The sequence below is a fragment of the Enterococcus devriesei genome, assembly GCF_001885905.1.
GTDB lineage: Bacteria > Bacillota > Bacilli > Lactobacillales > Enterococcaceae > Enterococcus_A > Enterococcus_A devriesei.
Window position 1 is genome coordinate 276,395 of sequence record NZ_JXKM01000001.1, and the last position, 16,624, is coordinate 293,018.

Annotated in this window: 19 protein-coding genes; 8 read left to right on the top strand and 11 right to left on the bottom strand. The window is 40.1% G+C overall.

Translation table 11 applies throughout. The features are described 5' to 3' along the window. Positions 1 to 19 precede the first annotated feature (19 nt). Positions 20 to 445 carry a hypothetical protein gene (locus tag RV00_RS01200; protein ID WP_071860779.1) on the top strand — a complete coding sequence of 142 codons (426 nt, stop codon included), beginning with the start codon at positions 20 to 22 and terminating at the stop codon, positions 443 to 445. A 44-nt stretch (positions 446 to 489) separates the two neighbouring features. Here the strand turns inward: RV00_RS01200 and RV00_RS16335 are convergent, their stop codons facing one another. From RV00_RS16335 to RV00_RS01210, 3 genes are all read right to left on the bottom strand, one after another. Continuing rightward, a complete protein-coding gene (locus tag RV00_RS16335; protein ID WP_169818917.1) occupies positions 490 to 633 on the bottom strand; it encodes a hypothetical protein in 144 nt (47 codons plus the stop codon). 650 nt (positions 634 to 1,283) lie between these two features. Beyond that, positions 1,284 to 1,445, bottom strand: a complete 162-nt coding sequence (locus RV00_RS16340) for a hypothetical protein (protein ID WP_169818918.1) — start codon at positions 1,443 to 1,445, stop codon at positions 1,284 to 1,286. Between the two features lie 22 nt (positions 1,446 to 1,467). Further along, positions 1,468 to 2,487 carry a lactonase family protein gene (locus RV00_RS01210; protein ID WP_071860781.1) on the bottom strand — a complete coding sequence of 340 codons (1,020 nt, stop codon included), beginning with the start codon at positions 2,485 to 2,487 and terminating at the stop codon, positions 1,468 to 1,470. A gap of 107 nt (positions 2,488 to 2,594) precedes the next feature. Here RV00_RS01210 and RV00_RS01215 point away from each other — a divergent pair, with 107 nt between their 5' ends. Together RV00_RS01215 and RV00_RS01220 are read left to right on the top strand one after the other, a co-directional pair. Next, positions 2,595 to 2,939: a PTS glucitol/sorbitol transporter subunit IIA gene (locus tag RV00_RS01215; RefSeq protein WP_071860782.1), complete on the top strand. Its 345-nt coding sequence runs from the start codon at positions 2,595 to 2,597 to the stop codon at positions 2,937 to 2,939. A gap of 12 nt (positions 2,940 to 2,951) precedes the next feature. Beyond that, a complete protein-coding gene (locus RV00_RS01220) occupies positions 2,952 to 4,115 on the top strand; it encodes an AI-2E family transporter (RefSeq protein WP_071860783.1) in 1,164 nt (387 codons plus the stop codon). A gap of 31 nt (positions 4,116 to 4,146) precedes the next feature. Here the strand turns inward: RV00_RS01220 and RV00_RS01225 are convergent, their stop codons facing one another. Together RV00_RS01225 and RV00_RS01230 are read right to left on the bottom strand one after the other, a co-directional pair. Continuing rightward, positions 4,147 to 4,767, bottom strand: a complete 621-nt coding sequence (locus RV00_RS01225) for an FMN-dependent NADH-azoreductase (RefSeq protein WP_071860784.1) — start codon at positions 4,765 to 4,767, stop codon at positions 4,147 to 4,149. Between the two features lie 107 nt (positions 4,768 to 4,874). Next, a complete protein-coding gene (locus tag RV00_RS01230) occupies positions 4,875 to 5,183 on the bottom strand; it encodes a rhodanese-like domain-containing protein (protein ID WP_071861036.1) in 309 nt (102 codons plus the stop codon). A gap of 296 nt (positions 5,184 to 5,479) precedes the next feature. Here RV00_RS01230 and RV00_RS01235 point away from each other — a divergent pair, with 296 nt between their 5' ends. Next, the gene (locus tag RV00_RS01235; protein WP_071860785.1) at positions 5,480 to 6,301 is read left to right on the top strand and encodes a VOC family protein; all 822 of its coding nucleotides are present in this window, start codon (positions 5,480 to 5,482) and stop codon (positions 6,299 to 6,301) included. A 168-nt stretch (positions 6,302 to 6,469) separates the two neighbouring features. Here the strand turns inward: RV00_RS01235 and RV00_RS16215 are convergent, their stop codons facing one another. After that, a complete protein-coding gene (locus RV00_RS16215; RefSeq protein ID WP_143141759.1) occupies positions 6,470 to 6,823 on the bottom strand; it encodes a hypothetical protein in 354 nt (117 codons plus the stop codon). 150 nt (positions 6,824 to 6,973) lie between these two features. Here RV00_RS16215 and RV00_RS01245 point away from each other — a divergent pair, with 150 nt between their 5' ends. Further along, positions 6,974 to 8,005, top strand: a complete 1,032-nt coding sequence (locus RV00_RS01245; RefSeq protein WP_071860787.1) for a serine hydrolase domain-containing protein — start codon at positions 6,974 to 6,976, stop codon at positions 8,003 to 8,005. Positions 8,006 to 8,030: 25 nt separating this feature from the next. Further along, positions 8,031 to 8,981 (top strand): mannose-6-phosphate isomerase, class I, encoded by a 951-nt coding sequence (gene manA, locus RV00_RS01250; RefSeq protein WP_071860788.1) that lies wholly within the window; start codon positions 8,031 to 8,033, stop codon positions 8,979 to 8,981. Positions 8,982 to 9,027: 46 nt separating this feature from the next. On the opposite strand, the gene RV00_RS01255 is transcribed toward manA, so the two are convergent. The 4 genes from RV00_RS01255 to RV00_RS01270 form a co-directional block, all read right to left on the bottom strand. Beyond that, positions 9,028 to 9,714, bottom strand: a complete 687-nt coding sequence (locus tag RV00_RS01255) for a type 1 glutamine amidotransferase (RefSeq protein WP_071860789.1) — start codon at positions 9,712 to 9,714, stop codon at positions 9,028 to 9,030. Next, positions 9,707 to 11,059, bottom strand: a complete 1,353-nt coding sequence (locus RV00_RS01260) for a Mur ligase family protein (protein WP_071860790.1) — start codon at positions 11,057 to 11,059, stop codon at positions 9,707 to 9,709. Before RV00_RS01260 ends, RV00_RS01255 begins: the two co-directional genes overlap by 8 nt. A 119-nt stretch (positions 11,060 to 11,178) precedes the next feature. Continuing rightward, positions 11,179 to 12,576, bottom strand: a complete 1,398-nt coding sequence (locus RV00_RS01265; RefSeq protein WP_071860791.1) for a TrkH family potassium uptake protein — start codon at positions 12,574 to 12,576, stop codon at positions 11,179 to 11,181. A gap of 183 nt (positions 12,577 to 12,759) precedes the next feature. Continuing rightward, on the bottom strand, positions 12,760 to 13,491 hold the full coding sequence (locus tag RV00_RS01270) for an SDR family oxidoreductase (RefSeq protein ID WP_071860792.1): 732 nt from the start codon (positions 13,489 to 13,491) through the stop codon (positions 12,760 to 12,762). 83 nt (positions 13,492 to 13,574) lie between these two features. Here RV00_RS01270 and RV00_RS01275 point away from each other — a divergent pair, with 83 nt between their 5' ends. Continuing rightward, the gene (locus RV00_RS01275; protein WP_071860793.1) at positions 13,575 to 14,024 is read left to right on the top strand and encodes a MerR family transcriptional regulator; all 450 of its coding nucleotides are present in this window, start codon (positions 13,575 to 13,577) and stop codon (positions 14,022 to 14,024) included. Between the two features lie 41 nt (positions 14,025 to 14,065). Here the strand turns inward: RV00_RS01275 and RV00_RS01280 are convergent, their stop codons facing one another. Then, positions 14,066 to 15,595 carry a YfcC family protein gene (locus tag RV00_RS01280; protein ID WP_071860794.1) on the bottom strand — a complete coding sequence of 510 codons (1,530 nt, stop codon included), beginning with the start codon at positions 15,593 to 15,595 and terminating at the stop codon, positions 14,066 to 14,068. 232 nt (positions 15,596 to 15,827) lie between these two features. On the opposite strand from RV00_RS01280, the gene RV00_RS01285 reads away from it, so the two are divergent. After that, on the top strand, positions 15,828 to 16,412 hold the full coding sequence (locus RV00_RS01285) for a thymidine kinase (protein ID WP_071860795.1): 585 nt from the start codon (positions 15,828 to 15,830) through the stop codon (positions 16,410 to 16,412). The last annotated feature ends 212 nt before the right edge of the window (positions 16,413 to 16,624 follow it).

A 16,624-nucleotide genomic window follows, 5' to 3' on the forward strand; every position in this document is an offset into this window, starting at 1 on the left:
AGAAAGTAGGAATATAAGAATGCGACCAAATACAGGCTTTTATGCTGGAGAAATTAACGAAATTGTTCAAAATACAGAAAAAATGGGTGAACGTTTACACCCAAGCTATGAAGAAATTCGAAAAGCTTTAGACGAAAAGAAAATCAACGAATTTGATGAGGAACGTTTGTCAGAGATTCATGATCTATTCGAGGAAGGTACTCATTTTTACCAATTGAATTTAGAAAAAATCGGTATGATGAAACCACCGGCTAAAGTAATGGGAAATCATAAGAGCTTCCAAAAAGCGTATGTTCAATATGTTGCCGGTTGCCAAGAAATGACCGATAGCTTGTTGCCAGAAGTCAACGAAGAGGCATTCAACGCAGCTGAAAAAAAACAAGATGAAGCAACCGATATAATCTATAAAACGATTCAAAAAATTACAAATCTGTTATTGAAATAGTAAACAATATAAACTTTAAACACAACAAAGGTTTTTTAATTTTATTATAACGTTATTTTAAATACAGCAGAGAAAGAATCAGGTATGATTACTTCATAACCAATAACAACCTTTTCTTTTTCATTGCATTTAGGTAATACTCCTTTAGCACCGATTTGCCGATCGGTGCTTTTTTTTGCGAGTTCCACTTCACGCTTCAGCGTGATTAGTGGAATCGTATGTGTGATGAGAGTTAAACGCATTTTTCGTCGGTTTCGAAAAATGCATTCCTAAATTTGAACTAGCTGTCAGTTTTTCTTCCTGCTTTAGCATGTTAGAAAAATGATATGCCGACGAGAATGAGCGTAAATTTTGAAAAAATTTACTTTCTTTTTTATTGAGTCGCTTGCGAGCTTTAGCGTGATTAGTGGAATCGTATGCGTGATGAGAGTTAAACGCATTTTTCGTGGGTTTCGCAAAATGCATTCCTAAATTTGAACTAGCTGTCAGTTTTTCTTCCTGCTTCAGCAGGTTAGAAAAATGATATGTCGACTAGAATGAGCGTAAATCTTGAAAAAATTTACTTTCTTTTTTATTGAGTCGCCTGCGAGTTTTAGCGGAATCGTATGCGTGGTGAGAGTCAACCGCATTTTTCGTGGGTTTCGCANCTGCGAGTTTTAGCGGAATCGTATGCGTGGTGAGAGTCAACCGCATTTTTCGTGGGTTTCGCAAAATGAATCCCATAAATCAATCTAGCCAATGGTAGTTAAATCAATTTTTTTAACATACTCAATAGAATCATACATATAAAATAAAAAAGCTGAGGTCCGCGTGAAGTATTCACGTGGGCCTCAGACTTTTAGATCTCGATATTTCTTACGTAATCTTCGAAATAGTCATTCAGATCTTTTTTAATTTTTTGATATTCTTCTTCGGTGTATTCTTTTTCCTCAAGCCGGCCTTTAAAATTCGGCAAGTCCAAGTCTTTTTTTAGCCGCTCGATGACTTCTTCTTTATTCATTTCAGAATCCTCTCAAATTGACTTAATCAAAATATACGCAAACGGATTCTGGCGCGTAGACATCTTTTTGGATCATGACTAAAAGGCCAGTTTCAGCATCGCGACGGTATAAAGTTAGGTTGTCGCTATTTTGATTGGCAGCTACTACATAGGCATCGTCGGAACTTAAAGCGAAATCTCTAGGGAAATCGCCTTCTGTTGAGATGGATTGGATCATTTCGATCGTCGTTCCGGCTTCATCAATGGCAAAGACTGCGATGGAGTTATGGCCACGATTTGATGCATACAAGTGGCGTCCGTCGGTTGAGATTCGAATGGCTGCACCGCCGTTGTCGCCGTCAAAATCTGCTGGTAAGGTCGAAACTTTTTGTTTTTGAGTGAAGCTGCCGTCGGTCTTGTCGTATTCTAAGACACTCACGCTGCTGTCTAATTCACCAAACAGATAGGCCAAGGCTTTATTCGGATGGAAAACAAGATGACGTGGCCCCGTGCCAGGTTCAGCCACATAAACTGCGACCTCTTCAATTTCGCCTGTCTCAGCGACATCGTAGGTATAAATGCGATCTGTTCCAAGGTCACAAACAACTAGCCGCTGATCAGGGGTTAAATCGCTGTAATGGGCATGGGCATGATCTTGGTTTTTATGGGGACCAGTTGGCTCTGTATGAATAATAGAAGCAACGGCTTTTAGTGAGCCATCGTTTTGGATGGCGTAAGTATTTACTTCACCTTTATGGTAGTTGGCACCATAGACTAATTGTCGGTTATCGTCTACGGCAACGTAACAAGGAGGCGCACCTTCTTCTGTTACGATGTTTAATAATTTACTTTGCGGATCATAACTAGAGACGCCGCCTTCGCCTTCATGACTTGTTACGGAGTACAGATAGTTTTCTTTGCTTTTGGCAAGGTAGGTAGGACTCGTTTCCTTAGTAACCAATTGCAAATTGTTCAGCGTTTCAGTGGTAGTATCTAATTCGATTTGATAGATGCCCTCACTTACACGGCGTGTATATGTTCCTAAGATTATCTTTTGAATCATTTGAAAACCTCCTTCAATGTACCTCCTATTTTAGCAAGTTTATTCCTTCTTGGATAGCGCTAACTTTGTGATATAATTGGAAAATAAACTAAGAAAGAGCGTGAATTATGACAGTAACGGAAATAACTCAAATTGGCAAAGAAGCAGTTAATGACGAAAATATTATCGTACTTTTTGGTGAAACCATCACACCAGATTTGTTGGATGTCTCTGTCGTTCAAAAAAAAATCAGCGATGAGACGATTGCATTAAAAGCAGGCAGTCGCATCATTTTTGGCGACCAAAGCTATCAAGTGCAGGGCGTGGGCCCGGTGGCAAATCAAAATTTAAATGAGATCGGTCACGCGACAATTTTCTTTCAAGCAGAAGTTGGAACAATTGCGAATGCGGTCTATGTGAGTCCAGAAAAACTTCCAGAATTAGAAGTCGGAATGAAGATTACGTTTCAGTAGGGATGTGAGAGTATGGATAAAAAGAAATTAGGTGAACGCACCTCGTGGTTTTGGAAATGGTTTTTAAATAGCCAAGTGGTGGTGGCCCTGATCATCGTTTTATTGCTCCTATTGATTACGTTAGTATTTACAAAAGTTTCCTATCTCTTTGAACCAATAGGGCAATTTTTTGCGATCGTCGGGTTACCAGTAGTGATCGCCGGAATTTTGTATTACTTAATGAATCCGGTCGTAAACTTTTTGGAAAGTAAGGGAATCAAGCGATCAATCGGAATTATTTTACTATTCATTGTCGTTGTCGCATTGATTGCTTGGGGCATCGTTGTGATCGTGCCGATGATCCGGGAGCAAGTCGGCTCGTTGATTAAAAGTATGCCTGGCTACTTCGATACGATTACAGACAAAGCAAATGAAATCTTTAAAGATCGATCATTTCAACCCTTCCAAGAACATATTGAAAGCAGTTTGCAAAAATTATTAGAATCTTTGACGGAGATTACGCAAAATGTTTCTCGCGTAACGTTGCAAGGATTAGGAAGTGTTGTTTCTACATTGGCGACCGTCGTGATTGCTTTAGTTACAGCACCGATCATTCTCTTTTTCTTATTGAAGGATGGCGACAAACTGGCCCCGTATTTGCTCAAATTTTTACCAGATAAGACGAGAGAGCCGACGTTACGGGTATTGACGGAAATGAACTCGCAGCTGGCTTCTTATATTCGAGGGCAATTGACTGTGGCCTTTACCGTGGCAGTGATGTTCATCATTGGTTTTTCCATTGCGGGATTGAATTACGCGATCACATTAGGGATCTTAGCTGGCTTTTTAAATTTGGTTCCTTATCTAGGTTCCTTTTTAGCGATGATTCCAGTCATTTTTATTGCGATTGTCACGAGTCCTTTCATGCTCGTGAAGGTGATCATTGTTTTTGCGATTGAGCAAACGATCGAAGGACGAATTGTTTCACCATTAGTTTTAGGCAATCAATTAGAAATACATCCAGTAACGATCATGTTTGTCTTATTGACGGCTGGGAAAATTTTTGGAATTTCTGGTGTAATTTTGGGGATCCCATTTTATGCGGTTGCAAAAGTGGTCGTGATCCACGTATTTGAATGGTATAAGCGTGTATCTCCCTTATATGAAAACGAAGAAAAAGGACCTGTCGATCAATGATCGACAGGTCCTTTTTTACAATGTGGATAGATTAAAATTGTGCGGCTAAAACTTTTGCTTTTTCCTTCGCTGCGGCCATAATTTCAGGGGCTTTTTCAGGAGCATAATCGGCACCTTCAATATAAATAGAATCAAAATCAGTGATTCCGATAAAATTCAAGATTCCTTTGACATATTGTGCTGAAAAATCTTGCCCATTATATGTACCACCACTTGATTGGATATGGATTGCCTTTTTATCAGTAATTAAACCAACAGGTCCTTCGGCAGTATATCTAAACGTTTTACCTGCAACGTTGATTGTATCGAACCAAGATTTTAATTTTGAAGGAATATTCAAATTCCATAAAGCATTTGCAATAACAATTTTTTCACTTGCTAAAAATTGATCAGTGAATTCATTAAAAATTCGAACCTTTTCTTGTTGGGCGTCATTTAAATCAGTGAATTCAGCACCTTTTTGCAAGGTTTTCCAAGCTAATAAGAGATCACCATCAATTTCAGGTAGATCAGTATAATACAAATCCAGCATAGTGATAACATCTTCCGGATGACGTAATTGATGTTCCTCAATAAATGTATCTAAAATGGTAACAGTTTGTGAATCTTCTGCTGATAACGGGTGGGCATTTACGACTAAAACATTTGCCACGACGAACACTCCTTATAATATTTACTTTTTACTATTGACAATCCTACACAAAAAAGTTATAATGCGCAATTTATCTGCTCTAAATAATCGAAACGCTCACTTTTTGATTAGCTTGCCATATATTTTTGATAAGCTGAGGCTCCACCAATGACATTAATGACTTGGTAGCCCTGATCTCTTAAAAATTGTGCCATTGTTTTTGAACGACCGCCAAATTGAGTGAAAAGGTAATACGTTTTACCTTTGTTTAATTGGCCTAATTGATTCGGTAATTGAGTCAAAGGAATTTGCAGGACACTGGAGCCCTTCAATAAATCAAAGCTATCATAAAATTCAGGGTCTCTTAAGTCTAAAACATCCACGGATTCTTTTGCGGCAAGCGACATAAATTCTTTTGTAGTTACTGAGTTATTCATTTTTTTCAAAACCTTTTCTTTCTTAATATAGATTTCAATTTAATCTATTTGTACTGCGATTACAAGTGTTATCCAGTATTTTTTTATTCAATTTGACGAATATAAAAGAAAATACTCGAAAAATTTTCAAAAATGACCTAGTTGTTTCAAAAGATCAAATTTTTCTGTAGATTGAAGAGTTTACTAAAGTTTAGCCTGCTGAAAAAGGAATGTCTCTAAACGTCCGACAGCAATAGGTTTCACTTGCGTGATTCAGATTCCCTCGTTAAAATAGAAGTGACGGAGGGAAGACGACCATGGATAATTTTCATTTAGGGAAACTTAATTTAAAAACAATCGCCATTCGTGTGAAAGATCGGGACGGCATGATTCATTTTTATCGTGATATCATTGGTTTACATTTGTTGCGGGAAGAAAACGAATTAGCGATTTTAGGATACAAAGATCCAGCTAGCGAATTGCTTTGGTTGGAAGAAAGCCCACGAGCAAGTGAACATCGTGGAGAAATCAAAAAAATGCAGCGTGTCTCATTAGTTGTACCGAATATTGAAGAATTAGCGAACGTTTACTATCGTGCAGAAAAAGAAAAATATCCCGTGAAGTCTGCTTTACAGGCAGATGCTGAAAAGGGCTTGCTGTTTGAAGATCCTGAGGGAAATGAAATTGAAATCTTCTACGCTCCTAGTAATGAACGTTCAACAGCGGAACCGATCAGTCTTGATTTTAAGGAATTAGAAAAAAAGGCGACAAAACGGGAGAAAATCCACGACGCTTATTTTGACAAGATCCATTTGAATATTAGTGATATAGCTCGTCAGCAGGATTTTTTGGCGGATATTTTAGGTTTAGAGGTTCATGATGAGACTGAAGAAGAGCTGCTTTTAAACCGCGGCGAATTTAATGTTGGTTTAACTGTTGCTACGGGTGGAACGATTGATGAACCAACGGACAAAGTTTTAGGATTAGACTTTTTACAATTTCTTGTTTCAAAAGAAATGCTGACGGAATTAAGCAGCCACTTAGATGAGAAAGAGCGGGAATATTTCCGTGATAAGAAGCAATCATTGATTACGATTTACGATCCAGCTGGACTTGAATGGTGGTTTGTATTGAAATAGTAAAAAGCCGCGAGCAATCGCGGCTTTTTTTTGATTTATAAAGAAGGTATAAAGTTTTCATATGAATAAATCGCTTTACAGCAGGTCGAGCCATGTTCGGATTCACGAACTAGCTTTATCGGCAATAAGCAAAAAGCTGAGCGAGTTCGCGAAAGCCTTTCTCAAAGACTATAATAGAAAAAGCACTAAGAGTTGAAAATAAACAATAGGAAAGTCAAACAATTGAAGCTTTTCACCGTCATTAGTGACATAGAGGATCAAACAGAGGAAGGCCTGACAAATCAAAAAGCTAACCAGATTATACAGTGGCTCGGAAAATATCCCTTTTTCGGGAAAATCGTCGGTATAGTGATAGATGAAAAGGCTGCAGGCGGCAAAAATAACAAACAGACCGATGACTTGAATCCGCAAATCTGAAATGAATGTCTGCAATCCCCAGAGTAAACAAAACGAACCGAGAAATATGAGCCATCTTTGCGGCTGGCAAAAACGGGCAAGCAACTGCTTCATTCTTTGCTTCATTTTTTTGCTCCTTTTTAAAATGTGATTTCCTTCTGTTTATTTTACAGGAAAATTCTCATTTGGGAGATCCATATTTTTTAAAGGTTCAAAAGTTTTCGTTTTCTGATTGTGCTATACTTTTGGGGAACTATTTTTGAAAGAGGGGCTGAGATGTATCCAGAGACACGTCACTTAATTGAAGCAAAGATGAAGCAGAAGATTTTTCCCGGTGCAGTTTTTCAATTCATCGAAGATCAACAAGAAGATGTACAAGTACTAGGCAACGCGCAAATTGAACCGACCGTCATCCCGATGGCAGAAGATTTTCTTTTCGATGTGGCGTCGCTAACTAAAGTTGTTTGTACTACGACTGTTATGCTGAGACTTTTTGAAGCAGGCAAGCTCACTTGGGATCAACCGCTGCATGACTTATTGCCGAATTTTCAAAATCGCCGAATTACGTTGCGTCACTTATTGACTCATACATCAGATATCCAGACTTATATCCCCAATCGTAATCAACTGAATGCGGCAGAATTACGAGAGGCTTATCTGAAATTAGAACCGGGTGAGCGGCTTGGAGAAGTTGTACAATATACGGACGCGGGAACGATTTTGCTTGGTTTTCTGATTGAAGAGCTCTATCAAAAAGACGTGATCGAGGTTTTCAGACAAGAAGTGCTACAGCCATTACAGATGTCAGCGAGTCTTTTTTTACCAGAACCATCTTATGATCGAATCGTTCCGACGCAAAAGCAAAGTGATGGAAGGATTCTAAAGGGCATTACTCATGATCCGAAGGCGCGCATTTTAGCGGAACATGCTGGCAACGCAGGACTGTTTACGAATCTGAAAGATTTAAGTAAATTTGCAAAAATGTATTTGAATCTTGGTCGAGTTCAGGATAAAATTTATTTACATGACAAGACAATTCGTGAATTGCTAAAGGATCAGACACCAACGAAAGCTGGCGAGCGTTCGCTAGGTTGGGATTTGAAATTCAGTCCGAAAGATCAAGCACCGTTGCTTTTTCACACTGGCTACACAGGGACATTTCTGATGTTGGATATAAAAAAGCAATCGGCCTTTATTTTTTTGTCAAATCGTGTTCATCTAGAAGATCATCGAGCTCGTTATGTAGCAGAGCGTGATGAAATTTTAGCCTGCTATTTAAAGGAAAGAAGCAACATTTATCAAAAATAACGATAGTTAGAAGGAGTAACAACTCATGGAACCATTATTTTTAAAACCCGTATTTCAAGAAAAAATTTGGGGTGGAGATCAACTCCACACCGTTTTCGGTTTTGATATCCCGAACGACAAGATCGGTGAAGATTGGGCCATCAGCGGACATCCTCATGGGGTAAGTATCGTAGAGAACGGACCACACAAAGGCAAAACCGTCAGTGAGCTTTGGCAAGATCATCGGGAACTGTTCGGCAACGCTGAAGGAGATGTTTTCCCATTATTAACGAAAATTTTGGATGCGGAAGATGATCTATCTGTCCAAGTTCATCCAGATGACAGCTACGGCTTAAAACACGAAGGCGAATTAGGCAAGACCGAATGCTGGTATATTATTAATGCGAAGCCCGGCTCAGAAATTGTTTATGGCCACAATGCCAAGACTCGTGAAGAATTAGCGGAAATGATCGAAGCAGGCCGGTGGGATGATTTATTACGCCGTGTGCCGGTTAAGGCGGGAGACTTTTTCTATGTACCAAGTGGAACCATCCACGCGATCGGAAAAGGCATCATGATTTTGGAGACCCAACAAAGTTCTGATACGACTTATCGGGTATACGACTACGATCGCAAAGACGATCAAGGAAATACGCGTGAATTACACATTCAGCAATCGATCGACGTAACGACCGTCCCAGCAATCAGCCCTGAGTTAGAAGTAACGGAAAGCAAAAAAGGCACATCTTCTGTAATCACTTACCTAAAGACCGAATTCTTTAATGTTTACGAATGGGATGTTGTCGGTGAACTTTCGTTGAAAAAATCTGGTGACTATACGTTAGTGACTGTGATCGAAGGCTATGGCAATTTGATCGTTGACGGCCAGAGCTATGAAATGAAGCCTGGCACAAGCTGCATCTTACCAGCGGAAATTACGGAATGGAAAGTCGAAGGCGAAATGAAGATCATCGCTTCAACGCCGGGAACAAAATAAGAATAAAAAAAGAATCATTCGCAAAATTGCGGATGATTCTTTTTTGTTAAGCGATTTCCGGTAGTTCAACTGCTTCGCCGTATTTATTTTTTAAGGCAGTGTGAAGCAAGCGAATGGCTAAAGATTTATTCCGAGCTAAGATCGGTCCGTGGAAATAAGAACCATAGACGTTTTTATAAATGACGCCTTCGCCTTGATCTTCGCCATTATTGCCATTGCCTTTGACGATCGTACCAAGCGGACGCTCGCCTTTCCCTAAGAAGGTGCGGCCGTTATGGTTTTCAAAGCCGTAATAAGTCTCGCCAAATTCTTGGTTATGAATCTCGATGTCACCGATAAAGCGGTGATTGTCTTGGCTTAATGTGTAATGATCCAACGCGCCGATGCCTTCAATTTTTTGACCGTCGGCACCCACATAGTAATGGCCTAATAATTGGTAGCCGCCGCAGATCGCTAGCATGACGCCATCATTTTCGATGTATTCTTTCAGTGCAGCTTTTTTTTCTTGGATATCCTTTGAAACGATCATTTGCTCGTAATCTTGACCGCCGCCGAAAAAGATCATGTCATATTTATCAGGATCAAAGTCTTGATAAATGCTGACGATTTCCGAGTTTAGCTCGATACCCATTTGTTTTGCATAATAGTTCAGGGTCAATAGATTTCCGTTATCCCCGTAAGTGTTGAGTAAATTGCCGTATAAATGTGCTAAGTTCAATTCGTAATTAGCCACGATCCATACCTCCATCAATGTAGCCTTTTTGGGCTAGTTCTTTCCGTAGTTGTAAGACGGCGGTGTACGTCGCTAAGATATACACGTGTTCCGTCGGCAATAGTTTGATCTTTTCAATGGTTTCCGTCAAGCTTTCTGTCTCGGTCAGCTTGTCGTCAGGAATACCTGCAACCCGGAAACGTAAAGCCATATCGGTGTGGCGGTCGCCACCTGCAATCACCGCCGGTACATCCATTTCAGCGAAGGCTTCATGATTGCCGTCCCAGATCCAACTGATGTCGATTCCATCGGCGTAATTCGCATTCAATAATGAAACTAATGAAAAAGGATAGGGTGCTAAACCAATCATATCGATCACTTGGTTCAAACCAACAGGATTTTTGACTAAGACTAACGTACATTTTTTACCGTCAATTACAAACTCTTCTTGCCGCCCAAAAACTTTTTCATCGTAGCCTAAGCCGCGTTTGATTTTTTCTTGCGGGACACCATAATATTCCGCTACCGCCGTTGCTGCCAATGCGTTGTAAACATTATACATGCCACCAACTTCGATCTTATACTCTTGTCCGTCAATCACAAACTCAGAGGATTGATTGTCCATGGCCTTCATTTCAGTTAATTTGTAATCCAATTCAGGACGGTGGAAGCCGCAGTTAGGGCAATAATATTTTCCAAGGTTAGCATAAGTGATCATTTTATATTTCAAGATATGTTGGCATTTTGGACAAAGTAAACCGTCCGTATTATAGTGAGCGTCTTGCTCTTTATCTGGCAAATGATCGAAGCCGTAATATTTTCTAGGGTTGATGGTTTCCAATGAATTAAAGATTGGCGAATCACCGTTACACAAGATGGGGGCCTGTGGTGATTTTGCCGCTCCATCAACGATTAATTTATAAGTAGTGTAGATTTCACCGTAGCGATCCATTTGGTCGCGGAAAATATTGGTGAATAAGAACAGCTCAGGTTTGATATATTCCGTAACCTTGCTTAGGCTTGCCTCATCGATTTCAAGAACGGCAATTTTTTTATCGTCTTTCTTGCCTTTGGCATTTAAGAAAGTCGAGACGATTCCTTGGGCCATGTTGGCACCGGTTGGGTTCGTCAAAACATAATCAAATTCTTGTTTTAAAATGTTAACAGTCAAGGCCGTGGTCAATGTCTTCCCGTTTGTTCCAGTGACGACGACGACTTTGTAATCTTTCACTAATGTATCTAAAATATTGGGATCTAACTTTAAAGCTAATTGCCCGGGATAGCTTGATCCACCTTTAAAGAAAGTTTTTAATCCCCATTGCGCGGTCTTTCCGGCGGCAATCGCCAGATGACTTCGTAAACCCATCGCACATCCTCCATGTCTCTAACAAATTTAATTCATCTTATCATATTTGAAAAAAAATTTTAAACAGCTTTTCCTTTTCTTAATCTTTCCGTCTATAAATCCAGTAGAAAATCGAGTTTCTAACCAATAATAATCTTTTCTTCAGGAAATTCATAACCTAAGTCCCGGGTTTCTTTTGGTACGAAAAGCATCAACGTATAAAGCATACCGACGCGTCCGATAAACATTAAGATCGCAATCATAATTTTTCCTGTATTAGACAAGTCGTGAGTGATGCCTAATGAAAGCCCGGTTGTTCCGAAAGCGGAAGTCACTTCGACAATGATCGAGATCAAGGAATGATCTTCGGTGGCGGTCAGAAAGAGAATACTAAAGAGACACATGCCGGCGGAGAGCATAAAGACGACCACCGATTTTCGCACATCCTCTTGGGCGATCTTGCGTCCAAAAATATTGATGTCATTTTCATTTTTTAAGAAGGAATACAGGTATAAGCCGATAATAGCGATAGTCGTCGTACGAATCCCACCACCGACCGAACTTGGTGAACAGCCAATGAACATCAATAAAGAAAAAATAATCAAGGTAGTATTCTGGAAAATATTCAGATCATGGATCTGCAAGCCGGCGTTTCTCGTCGTCATGGAATAAAAGGAAGAGTTCAGCCATTGATCAAACAGATTCATCTGAGCGAAGCTATGGTCTTTTTCTAAAAGCCAAATCGCTAACGTTCCGCCAATAAATAGTACAAAGAAAGCGAGTAGGGCGATCTTCGAGAATAAGCTAAACCGAAAAGGAATTTTTGATTTTGACCGTTTGTGGTAAAGCCAACCATGAAAATCCATTAAGACCGGAAAACCGATCCCACCGATGAAAATCAACAGCATGATCGTAAGAATGAAAAAGGCGTCGTGAGAAAATGGAATGATCGAGTCCCCAGTCACGTCAAAGCCTGAGTTGGTCACCGCTGAAATCGCTTGGTAGAAACCATAAAAGATTGCTTCACCAATACGATGGTAATAGCCCTTTAAATAGAAATAAATGGAAAAGAGCGTGCCAAAGATGACTTCGATTATTAGTAGCATAGAAAAGGTGATTCGAATCAGATTGACGATTCCGCTCAGACGGGGTTGATTCATATCGGTCATGATTAACTGCCGCTGTTTAAGGGTAATTCGCCGCTTAGAAACGATAAAGAAGAAAGTGGTAATCATCATGATCCCTAAGCCACCAATATGAAAAAGCACCTCCAGCATGACCACGCCAGCGTTGTTAAAGGTGGAATTAATATCAATCGTGGTCAATCCCGTCACGGAAACCGTTGAGATTGCCATAAAAATTAGATCCAATAAAGAAACGTGAGACCCTGGTTCGCGAAAAATTGGCAAGCTAAATAAAAATAAGGCCAAGATCGTCATCGCTAAATAGTAAAAAACGATAATCTGAATTGAAGAAAACCGATTGTTTAGTTTACGCCAGTTCTTTTTAAAAAAACTGATCCGTCGTTCAAAATTCATGGAGAACTCCTTAACAAGTAATTTGTAGAAAGAAATAAAATTTTAACAATAAAAATAGTATAGCATGCTTCGCTGAGAAAGGCTGTGGGAACTCGTCTAACAGCTTACCGAAAAAATGATTTGCAAGGTTGGCTGTTGTCAGAAATAAAAAAACTCCCGTCACTTGGACAGGAGTAGAAAAATTTATGCGTCTTGTGCTGTTGCGGCAATGTCGATTTCGCGAATGTTGACAGCTTGTGGCATATCGTAGATAAATTTGACCGTTTCTGCGACATGGACTGGATCTAAAGTGATTCCTCCCATGCTGTCCTTCCAAGCACCGTAATCAATTAAAGATTTTTGATCCGTGACATGAGTCAACAGTTCTGTTTCGGCCGCACCAGGAGCGACTAACGACACGCGGACATTTGAGCCGGAAACCTCTTCGCGGATCGTTTCACTCAGTCCGTGGACACCGAATTTTGAAGCAACATAAGCGGCATGATTCGTAAAGGTTTTTTTGCCTGCAAGGGAAGACATGTTAATGATCGTCCCATGTTTTCGCTCGGTCATATTTGGAAGTACGATCTGCATGCCGTTTAAAACACCCATCACGTTGGTATTCAGCATAGTTTGCCATTCGGTTGGCGATTGTGTCAGGACATTGCCTAATAACATGACCCCGGCGTTGTTGACCAACAAATCAGTTGGACCATAAACCGCTTCGGCCTGCTTGATACTCGCTTCAAACGCCGAGTAATCCGTCACGTCAACCGCTTCGATCATGACTTTGTCAAAATTCAGCGGCAAGGCTTTGATTTTTTCGACTCGGCGCCCTAACAATAACAAAGGGAAACCCGCTTGATTAAATATTTTGGCGATCTCTGCTCCAAATCCTGAGCTGGCACCGGTAATAACGACTAATGATTTTTCCATATAAATTGCCTTCTTTCAAAATTATGATAGACTTACTGTACTACTTGGAGTTAACTCCAGGTCAAGAAGGAAGTTGAAAAAAAATGAAAAAATTTTTGATCGGAGAAATTTCAGAACGCTATGGTATCTCTCAAGATACCTTGAGATACTATGACAAAGCCGGGTTGTTGCCTTTCGTTAAAAAAAATTCGGCGGGACGCAGGGAATTTACCGAAGATGATCTTGGCTATATCGAAGTAATCGATTGCTTGAAACGTTCAGGCATCGCGGTGAAAGAAATCGCGAAATTTATGGATTGGTGCGTTGCTGGAGATTCGACTTTGCCGCAGCGCTATGCCTTTATGACAGAGCAAGAAGCAGCATTGGAGCAAAAAATTCATGAACTGCAAGCGCAACTTGATTTTTTGCGTTGGAAAAAATGGTATTATCAAACAGCGAATGAAGCGGGAACTGAAACGATTTTCTTTAAGGCCGGGACCCGACAAGTAGATGCGAAGTGGCATCAAAAATATTTGGCTACGACTAGAGAATAAAAAAACGACCGGAATCCTTCAAGGATTCCGGTCGTTTGCGGTTATGAAAGCAGCACGCCAGCTGCTAGTAGGACAAGAATTAATACAATAATCGTAATCAAAAGTTTGGTAACAAACTTGATCCATTTATCAAAACCAATGTTCACTACCGATAAGGAAACAAGAATCAATCCCGTTGGTGCAATCAAACCAATCAGGCCTTGCCCCCAGTTGTAAGCATCAACAATCATTGCACGATCAATTCCGACCACATCGGCCAATGGGGCCATGATTGGCATTGATAGCACGGCTAAGCCGGAAGAAGATTGAATGAAGAAACCTAAAATAACATATACTAAGAACATAAACCAAATGAAGACAACATTGTTCATTCCGCTAATAGCACCGCTAAAGAAATTCATAATGGTATCGCTGATGAAGCTGTTTTCCATTACGATTCCTACTGAACGAGCCAAGCCTACAATCAAGGCAACACCTAAAAGATCAGCCGCCCCAGTCACGAAGCTATCAATAAATTTCTTTTCACCTAGTCCGGAAACGAAGGCCAAGATGTACGTCACTGCTAAGAAAACAACCGCAATCTCGGTGAAGTACCAGCCTAATTGTTGAACACCGTAAATCATGACAACAAAGCCCAACGCAAAGACGATTAGTGAAAATTTTTGACGCTTTGTAAAATCGGTACTGGTTTTACGTTCCTCGCTACCTAAAAATCGTTCACGGTCGCTCGCCGCTTGATCGGCGACTAATGAAGCAGCAGGATTCAAACGAACTTTTTCTGCATAACGAATCGTGTAGAGAATCGAGATACCAATGGCTGCGACCCACATGATGATCCGCAGCGGCATCCCATCAGTGAAGTTGATTCCCGCAGCATTCGACGCGATGACCGTTGAAAAAGGGTTGATCGTCGAACTCATCGTGCCAATGGCTGTTCCTAAATAAATTGAGGCGACAGCCGTCAAGGTATCGTAACCCGCCAATAAAAAGATTGGGATCAAGATTGGGTAAAAGGCAATGGTTTCCTCGGCTAGACCAAAAGTCGTTCCGCCAATTGCGATCAACGTGGTAACAATCACGATCAACCACTTTTGTTTGCCTTTCAGTTTTTCCGAAAGCCGCATCATGCCGGCATCCATTGCGCCAGTAGCATTGACGATTCCGATCACACCGCCTAGGATCAAGATGAAGATCATGATATCGACACTCTCAGTGATCCCTTGGACTTGGGATTTTAAAAATTGAGTGATCGTTCCAGTTACCCCACGAGCTGGTTTTTCGATTTGTTCATAAGAATTCGGAATAGCCGCAGGGCGGTAGATCGTCCCATCACGAAACTTGCCGACTTTGATATGGATGTCATATTTATCCAAAGTTGCTTGCGTCGCCGGTTCCATTTTGGTTTTGTCATGAGCATCCGTAATCATAAATTGATCTTTTCCGCCGTCGTACGTCAAGGTACTATACTTACCGGAAGGAATAAAAAAGGTTAGTGCTTGCACCAGAATCAAAACGATGATGATGACTGTGTAAGCGGATGGAAAACTGCGCCGTTTCTTAGGTTGTTCCATTAAAAAAGCCTCCTAATAATAAATGATAGAAAAATAAAGTTCCATTGAAATTATATCATTGGTAAGAAAGATCACTAAAAGATAACCTATTTCAGATTAGAAAATCCTTTGTTTTGCCAAAGTAAGAGCCAGTTGTTTTTTTATGAATATGGAAACAATGAAAATTATGACTGTAAAAAAATCTGCTTTTCCGCTATAATACGATAGGAACAAAAGGGAAAGGTGACAAGAAATGGCCCAGCTTTTTTTTAAATACGGCGCAATGAACAGTGGGAAGACCATCGAAATCTTGAAGGTTGCCCATAATTATGAAGAACAAAACAAACCCGTTGTGCTAATGACTAGCGGTTTAGATACCCGGGACGGCGTAGGCAAAATCTCCAGCCGCATCGGTTTAAGCAGCCCAGCTGTACCGATTTTTGCAGATACAAAAATTTTTGATTTTATTCAAGGGCTTGATTTTAAACCTTATTGCATTTTGATTGATGAATCGCAATTTTTATTGAAGGAACATGTCTTAGAATTGGCTCGTGTGGTAGATGAATTGGATATCCCCGTGATGGCTTTTGGCTTAAAAAATGATTTCCGCAATGAAATGTTTGAAGGCTCGAAGTATTTATTGTTATACGCGGACAAGTTGGAGGAATTAAAAACGATTTGTTGGTTCTGCCACAAAAAGGCAACGATGAACCTGCATTATATCAACGGACGTCCGGTCTACGAGGGCGATCAAGTCCAAATCGGCGGCAATGAAGCCTACTATCCAGTTTGTCGCAAACATTATTTGCATCCGCAGATTCCCCACAATGAAGAATAACTGATTAATCAAAGAATATATGTAATGAAAAACGCGTTTATTTTTCACTGTATGAAAAATAAATACTTTAATACGAATTAGGATGTCAGTTCCGCTTTTTCCAGTAATTGTGGTACAAAGAATCAAAAAGGAATTAAACTGTATCCAGATTGAATAAGTTTAGCGGAATGATATACGTGATGAGCATCAAATTCATTTTTCACTGTATGAAA